We start from the raw sequence: 2,438 nt of genomic DNA, 5'->3' as shown, positions 1-2,438 counted from the left end.
CACGATGGCCGCCGTCGGTGTCTGCCGCAGCGGGCCTGGCTCGACAGCGGTGCCTGGCACGAACCTGCTGTTCACTTGACATCCTCCGCGGCTTCGGGCGCAAGCGAGAATTTCTGCCTGACGACGCGCAGCAGGAACAGTGGGTTGCCGACCACATAACGGCGCCACAGGCGGCTCGGTTCGACAGCCAACCGGAACAGCCATTCGAGCCGCAGCCGGCGCATCCACAAGGGCGCGCGGGGCACCGCGCCGCTCAGGAAATCAAGCAACGCGCCGACGGCGATCGGCAGCGTGCAGTGGCGCGCGTCGATGTGGCGTTCGATCCACAATTCCTGGCGCGGCACGCCCATGGCGACGAGCAGCACGTCGGGCCGAAGCGCGGCGATCCGGTCGACGATTTCCTGCTCCTGCGAAGCGGGGAAATAGCCGTCATGGATCACCACGAACCGGTGCTGCACCGCCAAGGCGGCCAGCTTGACCGACGCCGCTTCGGCATTGACACGCGTCGCGCCGAGCAGCCCAACGGTCAGCGGCGTCGTCGAGGCCTGCAGGAAGGCCGGGACGAAATCGGTGCCGTTGAGATTGTCGGGAAACGGCGCCCCGTAGAGGAGCCTCGCCGCCAGATCGATACCGATGCCGTCGGGCAGGATGAGGAAATCATCGAGTGCCCCGGCGAACACCGGGTCGGTATAGGCGATGTTGGCGTTGTGGGCGTTGAGGAAACTGACCTTGGTGAAGCGCCGCTCGGCAATCAACCGGTTCAGCAGGGCGATGGCATCGTTCCAGCGGACCGCAACCACCGGGATGCCAAGGATCGTCATCAGCTTGTCGAGCCCGAACGCAGCGCGGGCGGAATGCATGTTCATGCAAACGCCTCCTGCCTGGCAGGCTCAAGCTCTTCGAGGCCGAGCCGGATGGCAGCGTCGAGCGCCTTGACCTGCGAGCCCCGGAACGCGCTGCCGTCGACGTCGCGGATGTCGGCCGCCGCAGCCTCGAGAGCCCTGGCGAAGGCGACGGGATCGTCGGTGACGACGCAGTTGGCCGGACGGTGGTCGATGCCGCGCAGCGAACGGCTCGTGGCGACCGAAGGCAGGCCGAGTTCGAACGTTTCGATGGTCTTCAACTGGACGCCGCTGCCCGCGGTGCTGATCAGCGGAATGACGGCAGCACCGCGCACGAAAGCCTGCGCGTCGGGCACGCGGCCGACAAGTTCGACACCCGGATGCTTCGAGGCGACGCCCGAAGGCATGTGGCCTGCGATGCGGATGCGGAAATCGGGCCGCAGATGCGGCACCACCTTGTCCAGGAACCAGTCGAGGCCGATGCGGTTCGGCTGCCAGGTCCAGGTGCCGATCAGGGCCGCGTCGCAGTCGATGCGGCGCGGGCCTTTCAGGGTTGGCGCCTGGGCACCGGTCACCAGCGGCAGCACCGCCGAGCGGTTGTCGGAGGCGACACCGAGTGCGGCGCGGTCTTCCTCGGCCAGGGTGAAGACGAAGCGCGCCCGGCGGCAGACACGCTCTTCGACGGCCTTGAGCAACCTCGCCTCACGACGAAACAGCAGGCGCTGGAAGAGGCTGCCGGCGGCAGCGGCGTTCTCCCGCGCCGAAAGATACTCGACATTGTGGGCAACGAAGATCGAAGGCCGCTCGGTGAACAGCTTTTCGAAGGCGCCGGCGAACTGCACGGAATTCAGCACGTAGCCGTCAACCGGTCCAGCTTGCTCGATGGCAGCGAGAACATCGCTGTCGGACACGGCGCGCAGCTTGACCGAGGCGAAGGTGAGGCCCGAAAGCAGCGCCTTGCCGACCCAGGCCAGCTTCTGCCGCGCGGAGGCATTGTCCGTGCGCACGTCGATGGCACCCAGCACCACGGTGTTTTCGGGGTCGGCCGCGGGTTTCCCCGGCCAGGTGAAACCAATGACGGTTACGCGCACGCCAGCGCGCCGCAGGGCGGCGATGATCGCAGCGTTTGCGATCTCGTAGCCCGAGGCGAGAGCACCGTCGGGCACGATCGATGTGGCGAACAGTAGATGCATCTCACCTATCCAGTGGTGTAGCCGGTAGCAAAGCGCGGTGAACCCTTGATTAAGCGAGCACATTCGACGGCCGAAAGCCTCTGCTTGCAGGCGTTCTCCGTGCAAGGTGATTAACGAAACCTTATCAACCGCGGTGCTACCAGAGCCCAACTCACCATGTGGCTGGACACGGATGATCCCTTTGCCATCGGACGGTTCGGTATCGGTCGCGGGACGCACGCCGCGGCTTGACGTCGAGGCCGTCGAAGCCGTCGTCACCTTGCCGACCTTCAAGCGTCCCGAGCAGGTGCTGGAAACGCTGGCGTCGCTGCGAGCGCAGCAAACCGGCAGGCGCTTTGCCGTGATCGTCATGGAGAACGAAGCCGAGGCGCGGGCCGGCCCCAAGGCAGCGCTGCCGCTGTTC

The 2,438-nt window shown here is 66.3% G+C and carries 2 protein-coding genes and 1 pseudogene; 1 reads left to right on the top strand and 2 read right to left on the bottom strand.

The window, feature by feature from the left end; genetic code table 11:
- Positions 1-71 precede the first annotated feature (71 nt).
- Positions 72-866, bottom strand: a complete 795-nt coding sequence (locus EN984_RS18730; protein ID WP_127271447.1) for a WecB/TagA/CpsF family glycosyltransferase — start codon at positions 864-866, stop codon at positions 72-74.
- Complete coding sequence (locus tag EN984_RS18725; RefSeq protein ID WP_127272679.1) at positions 863-2,035, bottom strand: glycosyltransferase family 4 protein; 1,173 nt, start codon at positions 2,033-2,035, stop codon at positions 863-865. Before EN984_RS18725 ends, EN984_RS18730 begins: the two co-directional genes overlap by 4 nt.
- A gap of 172 nt (positions 2,036-2,207) precedes the next feature.
- Here EN984_RS18725 and EN984_RS18720 point away from each other — a divergent pair.
- Positions 2,208-2,438 (top strand): annotated as a pseudogene (locus EN984_RS18720) (glycosyltransferase family 2 protein); the annotation flags it as partial.

This window comes from Mesorhizobium sp. M7A.F.Ca.CA.004.12.1.1 (genome assembly GCF_003997835.1).
Taxonomy (GTDB): Bacteria; Pseudomonadota; Alphaproteobacteria; order Rhizobiales; family Rhizobiaceae; genus Mesorhizobium.
This window is presented reverse-complemented; position numbering and strand designations above follow the sequence as displayed.

What these genes read in the sequence shown, in the direction of transcription:
- EN984_RS18725 (WP_127272679.1), bottom strand. Translation starts at nt 2,035, where the DNA reads ATGCATCTACTGTTCGCCACATCGATCGTGCCCGACGGTGCTCTCGCC.
- EN984_RS18730 (WP_127271447.1), bottom strand. Translation starts at nt 866, where the DNA reads ATGAACATGCATTCCGCCCGCGCTGCGTTCGGGCTCGACAAGCTGATG.